This window comes from Aeromonas sp. Y318-3 (assembly GCF_027706185.1).
Lineage (GTDB): Bacteria > Pseudomonadota > Gammaproteobacteria > Enterobacterales > Aeromonadaceae > Aeromonas > Aeromonas veronii.
Map to the genome: position 1 here is coordinate 368468 of NZ_JAPDCN010000003.1, position 7388 is coordinate 375855.

Annotated in this window: 5 protein-coding genes; 4 read left to right on the plus strand and 1 reads right to left on the minus strand. The window is 56.5% G+C overall.

The annotated features are described in order from the left end of the window. Nucleotides 1–15 precede the first annotated feature (15 nt). The 4 genes from OKB77_RS06290 (at nt 16) to pflB (ending at nt 6962) form a co-directional block, all read left to right on the plus strand. On the plus strand, nt 16–1449 hold the full coding sequence (locus tag OKB77_RS06290; RefSeq protein WP_270817151.1) for a glycoside hydrolase family 1 protein: 1434 nt from the start codon (nt 16–18) through the stop codon (nt 1447–1449). Nucleotides 1450–1642: 193 nt separating this feature from the next. Next, nucleotides 1643–3403: a 30S ribosomal protein S12 methylthiotransferase accessory factor YcaO gene (gene ycaO / locus OKB77_RS06295; protein ID WP_005352574.1), complete on the plus strand. Its 1761-nt coding sequence runs from the start codon at nt 1643–1645 to the stop codon at nt 3401–3403. Nucleotides 3404–3784: 381 nt separating this feature from the next. Continuing rightward, nucleotides 3785–4633 (plus strand): formate transporter FocA, encoded by an 849-nt coding sequence (gene focA, locus OKB77_RS06300; protein ID WP_005333620.1) that lies wholly within the window; start codon nt 3785–3787, stop codon nt 4631–4633. Nucleotides 4634–4679: 46 nt separating this feature from the next. Further along, nucleotides 4680–6962 carry a formate C-acetyltransferase gene (gene pflB, locus OKB77_RS06305; RefSeq protein ID WP_058056933.1) on the plus strand — a complete coding sequence of 761 codons (2283 nt, stop codon included), beginning with the start codon at nt 4680–4682 and terminating at the stop codon, nt 6960–6962. 166 nt (nt 6963–7128) lie between these two features. Here the strand turns inward: pflB and OKB77_RS06310 are convergent. Further along, nucleotides 7129–7388: hypothetical protein (locus tag OKB77_RS06310; protein WP_270817152.1), on the minus strand; the 260-nt coding region annotated here is incomplete at its 5' end.

The following is a 7388-nucleotide window of genomic DNA, read 5'->3' on the forward strand; positions in this document are numbered from 1 at the left end:
AAGGAGCAACACCAGATGCATCACCACAAGTTCAACGACTTCCCGAGCGATTTTCTGTGGGGCGCCGCCTCCGCCGCCTATCAGGTGGAGGGAGGCTGGAATGCCGATGGCAAGGGGCCCTCGGTGTGGGATCTCTTCACCAAGCTGCCGGGCAAGACCTTTGAGGGGAGCAACGGCGATGTGGCGGTGGATCACTACCACCGCATGGAAGAGGACGTGGCGCTGATGGCCGAGATGGGGCTCAAGGCTTACCGCTTCTCGGTGAGCTGGCCGCGCATCTATCCCACCGGTCGGGGGGAGGTGAACGAGGCGGGGCTGGCCTTCTACGAGAAGCTGATCGACACCCTCTTGGCCCACCAGATCGAACCGGTGCTGACCCTTTATCACTGGGATCTGCCGCAGGCGCTGCAGGATGAGTACGGCGGCTGGGAAGACCGACGCATTATCGAGGATTTCGAGAGCTACTGCGTGACCCTCTATCAGCGTTTTGCCGGCAAGGTGAAGTACTGGGTGTCGCTTAACGAGCAGAACTACAACCTGACCAACGCCTATCAGCTCGGCACCCATCCGCCTGCCGTGCAGGATCGCAAGCGCTTCTTTGCCGCCAACCACATCGCGTTTCTGGCCAATGCCCGAGTGATCAAGGCGTTTCGCCAGCATGTGCCAAATGGCCTCATCGGCCCGAGCTTTGCCTACTCCCCTGCCTATCCGGCGTCGTGCAATCCGAAAGATATGCTGGCCTATGAGAACGCCGAGGAGTTCAACAACCTCTGGTGGCTGGATGCCTACTGCTTTGGCCGCTATCCGCAGGCGGCGCTCGCTTACTTGCGAGAAAACGGCGAGGCGCCGGAGATCCTGCCGGGTGATATGGAGCTGCTGCGAGAGGGGACGCCCGACTACATCGGCGTCAACTACTACTACACCCTGACCTACACTGATAACCCCTTGGGCGGTCAGACCCTGCAGCGGATCAACACCACCGGCAAGAAGGGCACTACACCGTCCAGCGGCATCCCGGGCCTCTACAAGACGGCGCCCAATCCGCACCTTGAGACCAGCAACTGGGACTGGGCCATCGACCCGACCGGGATGCGTATCGCCCTGCGTCGCCTCTCTTCCCGCTATGGTCTGCCGCTGATGATCACCGAGAACGGTCTTGGCGAGTTCGACAAGCTGGAGGCGGGCGACAAGGTGAACGATGAGTACCGCATCGATTACCTGCGCAGCCACGTCAAGGCGTGCCAGGAGGCGATGCAGGATGGGGTGGAATTGCTCGGCTACTGCGCCTGGTCGTTCACCGACATCCTGAGCTGGCTCAACGGCTACCAGAAGCGTTACGGCTTCGTCTATGTGGAGCGTGACGAGCAGGGGGGCTCCCTTCGCCGGATCAAGAAAGCGAGCTTCCACTGGTACAGCCAGGTGATTGCGAGCCAGGGCAAGCAGCTCTGACGGTTTATCGCGTCGCGTAACCAGCGGGCCCGGGCAATCCCCGGGCCCGCGCTGTTTGTGGCGGGGGAGAGGGGGCAAGCCGGTTTCTCACCGTGCGACTCACCCCTGTTTGCTGATTTTTGTCCTGCCAAAGCTGCCGACCCCTGCTATTATCTGCGGCCGAACATGAGCCAATAAAAATCAGGATATCGTGATGACTGACCACACTTTTATTCCCGGCAAGGACGCGGCGCTGGAAGACTCCATCGAACGCTTCCAGACCAAGCTGCAAGCCTTAGGGTTTGATATCGAAGAGGCCTCCTGGCTCAACCCCGTGCCGAACGTCTGGTCGGTGCATATTCGCGACAAAGAGTGCGCCCTCTGCTTTACCAACGGCAAGGGTGCCAGCAAGAAGGCGGCCCTCGCGTCTGCCCTTGGCGAATATTTCGAGCGTCTCTCCACCAACTACTTCTTCGCCGACTTCTATCTGGGCGAGCAGGTCGCCAACGGCGATTTCGTTCACTACCCGAACGAGAAGTGGTTCCCCATCGAGGGTGACCAGTTCCCGGCCGGTCTGCTCGACAGCTTCACCCGCAAGTTCTACAACCCGGACGGTGAAGTGACCGCCGACATGCTGGTGGATCTGCAGTCAAACAACGAAGAGCGCGGTATCGTCGCCCTGCCGTTCGAGCGTCAGTCCGATCACGAGACCGTCTACATCCCGATGAACATCATCGGCAACCTCTATGTCTCCAACGGCATGAGCGCTGGCAACACCAAGACCGAAGCGCGCACCCAGGCGCTCTCCGAGGTGTTCGAGCGCCACGTGAAGAACAAGATCATTGCCGAGGCCATCAGCTTGCCGCTGATCCCGGACGAGGTGATTGCCCGTTATCCGGGAATTGCCGCCTCCATCGCCGCCCTTGAAGCGGAAGGCTTCCCCATTTACAGCTTCGATGCCTCCCTCGGTGGCCGTTATCCGGTCATCTGTGTGGTGCTGCTCAACCCGAGCAACGGCACCTGCTTTGCCTCCTTCGGCGCCCACCCGCGCTTCGAAGTGGCCTTCGAACGCACCGTGACCGAGCTGCTGCAGGGCCGTGGTCTCAAAGATCTCGACGTGTTCGTGCCGCCGTCATTCGATAACGAGCAGGTTGCGGATCACCATAACCTCGAGACTCACTTCATCGACTCCTCGGGCCTTATCAGCTGGGATCTGTTCAAGCAGGATGCGGACTTCGAGTTTGCCGACTGGGATTTTCGTGGCACCTCGCAGGAGGAGTTCGATCACCTGATCGGCATCTTCCATGAGCTGGAGCAGCCGGTCTATATCGCCGACTACGAGCATCTGGGTGTCTACGCCTGCCGCATCCTGGTGCCGGGCATGTCCGACATCTATCCGGCTGAAGATCTGCTGTTGGCCAACAACAATATGGGCGCCAACCTGCGCGAAGTGATCCTGGCACTGCCATCACTTGATTGGGATGCCGAGCAGTACATGGCGTTGTTTGATCAACTGGATGAAGAGGGGCACGACGAGCGTACCCGTGTACGCGAGCTGCTGGGCATCGCCGCTGCCAAGGGTACCGCGCTGCACACCCTGCGCGTTGGCGAGCTGAAAGCCATGCTGGCGCTGGCCGCCGGTGAGCTGGAGACCGCACTGGATCTCATCGACTGGACCATGGAGTTCAACCAGTCGGTGTTCACTGCCGAGCGAGCCAGCTACTACCGCGCCCTGCGTGCCTGCGTCGAGTTGTTCCTCGACGAGGAGCGGGATCCGGAGCAGTATCGCGCCGTCTTCACCCGCATGTATGGTGAAGAGACGCTGGCACAGGCATGGGCCAACGCCACTGGCGAAGCACGCTTCCACGGTCTGGAGGCGGCCGACTTGTCGCTCTCCCAGTTCCCGCTGCACCAGAAGCTGCTGGCGGCTTACGAGAAGCTGCAGAAGGCCAAGCGAGCCCATCACTGGGCGTGATTGTTGCTGTAAAGGAAGGGGCCGAGTGGCCCCTTCTGTTTATCGTGCAGCAAGGCACGGGATAGTTATTCAAAGATGAAATAAAAAACAAAAAATACCCCTAAGGGGGTTGATGGCAGGGCAGGGGATGTGCTGTCGATCTGCAAAGATATCTTGCCAATGCCACATTTCCATGCTCTGGAATAAATTCTTTAAAATCATTGCATTAAAAATGTGATATTTCTGTTTCAGCTGATACCTGGTGTAAAGTGGCGTAGCCATCGCACTAAAATATTTGTAGTAAAATTACATTCGCACTCTGATAAACTTGATCAATGTCAATTTTGGCTATTTGGCCCTTTGTTATGATTTCAACAGGCAAAACATTCAGGTAGAAAATAATTGAAAGCTGAATCTCCATTCGATTGTCTCAAGCCCGAAGCCATCGCTGCACTGGCTGAAGACATCACCTATGCCAAGGCTACCAAGCCGGCATACAAGGTCATTCCACTGGCCATCACCGCAGGCGCTTTCATCGCCATCGCATTTATCTTCTACATCACAGTGACGACCGGAACCGGCTCCATGCCTTGGGGTATGGCCAAGCTGGTGGGCGGTCTCTGCTTCTCTCTCGGACTTATTCTCTGTGTGCTGCTCGGTGCCGAGCTGTTCACCTCCACCACCCTGACACTGGTGGCCAAGGCTGCCAATCGCATCAGCTGGGCTCAGCTGCTCAAGAATTGGGGTCTGGTCTACTTCGGTAACCTGATTGGCGGTCTGCTGATGGTGGCGCTGATCATCGTTTCTGCAGAGTACACGGCAGCAGACGGTCAGTGGGGCCTTAACGCCCTCAAAGTGGCCCAACACAAAATTCACCACACCTTCTTCGAAGCGGTGGCGCTCGGTATCCTCTGTAACCTGATGGTATGTCTTGCTGCATGGATGGCCTTTGGTGCCCGCAGCGCGACTGACAAGGTAGTGGTTATGCTGCTGCCTGTTGCCATGTTCGTTGCCTCAGGTTTCGAGCACAGCATCGCAAACATGTTTATGATTCCGGTTGGTATCGCTATCCACAGCGTGGCTAGTCCGGAATTTTGGCAGGCCATCGGCCAGGATCCGGCAACCTTTGCTGACCTGACCGTATCCAACTTTGTCCTACACAACCTCATCCCCGTGACCATCGGCAATATCATCGGTGGTGGCGTGATGGTTGGTCTGACTTACTGGTTTATCTTCCGTCGTCATCATTAAGGATGATTGCGGGATACTACATCAATACCGTGTGAGGTAATGAAAAATGGCAGAACTTAACGAACAGTTCCAAAAAGCATGGGAAGGCTTCGCGGCCGGTGAATGGCAGACCTCTGTCAACACCCGTGACTTCATCCAGAAGAACTACACCCCGTATGAAGGTGACGAGTCCTTCCTGGCTGGCGCGACCGAAGCGACCACCAAGCTGTGGGACAAGGTCATGGAAGGGATCAAAATCGAGAACCGCACTCATGCGCCGGTTGATTTTGATACTGACCTGCCCTCCACCATTACCGCACACGATGCCGGTTATATCGATCAGAGCCTGGAGCAGATCGTTGGTCTGCAGACTGACAAGCCGCTGAAGCGCGCCATCATCGCCAACGGCGGTATCAAGATGGTTAAAACTTCTTGCGAAGTGTACGGTCGTCAACTGGACCCGATGGTCGAGAAGATCTTCACCGAATACCGCAAGACTCACAACCAGGGCGTGTTTGACGTTTACACCAAAGACATCCTGAACTGCCGTAAGTCTGGTGTTATCACCGGTCTGCCGGATGCCTACGGCCGTGGCCGTATCATCGGTGACTACCGTCGTGTTGCTCTGTACGGTGTTGACTTCCTGATGGCCGACAAACTGGCTCAGTTCAAGTCCCTGCAAGCTGACTTGGAAAACGGCGTCAACCTGGAAGCCACCATCCGTCTGCGCGAAGAGATCTCCGAGCAGCACCGTGCCCTGGCACAGATGAAGGTGATGGCTGCCAAGTACGGTTGCGATATCTCCGTACCGGCCAAGAACGCCAAAGAAGCCGTACAGTGGACCTACTTCGCCTACCTGGCGGCAGTCAAGTCCCAGAACGGTGCAGCCATGTCCTTCGGTCGTACCTCCAGCTTCCTGGATATCTACATCGAGCGTGACCTGCAGAAAGGCCTGATCACCGAGCAAGAAGCCCAGGAGCTGATGGACCACATGGTCATGAAGCTGCGTATGGTTCGCTTCCTGCGTACTCCGGAATACGATTCACTGTTCTCCGGCGACCCGATGTGGGCGACCGAGACCTTGGCTGGTATGGGCGTTGATGGCCGTACTCTGGTCACCAAGAACAGCTTCCGTATGCTGAACACCCTGTACACCATGGGCCCGTCCCCTGAGCCGAACCTGACCATCCTGTGGTCCGAGAAGCTGCCGGTCGGTTTCAAGAAGTACTGTGCCAAGGTATCCATCGAGACCTCTTCCGTTCAGTACGAGAATGACGATCTGATGCGTCCGGATTTCAACAACGATGACTACGCCATCGCTTGCTGTGTATCCCCGATGATCGTTGGTAAGCAGATGCAGTTCTTCGGTGCTCGTGCCAACCTGGCCAAAACCATGCTGTATGCAATCAACGGTGGTATGGACGAGAAGCTCAAGATCCAGGTCGGTCCGAAAACCGAGATGGTCAAGTCCGAGTACCTCGACTACAACGACGTAATGGATCGTCTGGACCACTTCATGGATTGGCTGGCCAAGCAATACGTTGCTGCGCTGAACATCATCCACTACATGCATGACAAGTACAGCTACGAAGCCTCTCTGATGGCGCTGCACGACCGTGACGTATATCGCACCATGGCGTGTGGTATCGCTGGTCTGTCTGTAGCGGCTGACTCCCTGTCTGCCATCAAGTACGCCAAGGTCAAGCCGATTCGTGACGAAGATGGCGTTGCCATCGACTTCGAAATCGACGGCGAATACCCGCAGTTCGGTAACAACGACGCTCGCGTTGATGATATCGCCTGTGACCTGGTTGAGCGCTTCATGAAGAAGATTCAGAAGCTGAACACCTACCGTGGTGCTGTTGCTACCCAGTCTGTTCTGACCATTACCTCCAACGTGGTATATGGCAAGAAGACCGGTAACACCCCGGATGGCCGTCGTGCCGGTGCTCCGTTCGGCCCGGGTGCAAACCCGATGCACGGTCGTGACCAGAAAGGTGCTGTTGCTTCCCTGACTTCCGTAGCCAAGCTGCCGTTCGCTTACGCTAAAGATGGTATCTCCTATACCTTCTCCATCGTTCCGAACGCACTGGGTAAAGATATGGAAGCCCAGAAAGCCAACCTGGCTGGCCTGATGGACGGTTACTTCCACCACGAATCCAACGTAGAGGGTGGTCAGCACCTGAACGTTAACGTGATGAACCGTGAAATGCTGCTGGACGCCATGGAAAACCCGGAGAAATATCCGCAGTTGACCATCCGCGTATCCGGTTATGCCGTTCGCTTCAACTCTTTGACCAAAGAGCAACAGCAAGACGTCATCACCCGTACCTTCACTGCTTCTCTGTAATCGAGAGATAGTGAGCAAAAACCGGCGCCAAGGCGCCGGTTTTTTTATGCGTGCGATTCAGGGGGAGTAATCATCCCCTGTGAATCGCCTCCAGTTCCATCGCAACCACAACAGTTGTTACTGGGTATTCGAAGAGGATTAAGGGGAGGGGCTCACCAGGATTGACCTAGGCCCCGTCTGTAATGCGATTATGCTTTATTAGCACTCTAAGGGGATAGGCGGTTGCTTTGCCTGCCATTTCATCAGTGTTGCTATGGCTCGTGGAACAGCTGATCAGGTTTAAGGGGTGAACAGAGGCGCCATCGCGGGTATCAAGCAATACCCATAAGCCTGTGACTATGGAATCATTCTCTGCCTCTGCCTCTGCCTCTGCCTCTGCCTCTGCCTCTGCCTCTGCCTCTGCCTCTGCCTCTGCCTCTGCCTCTG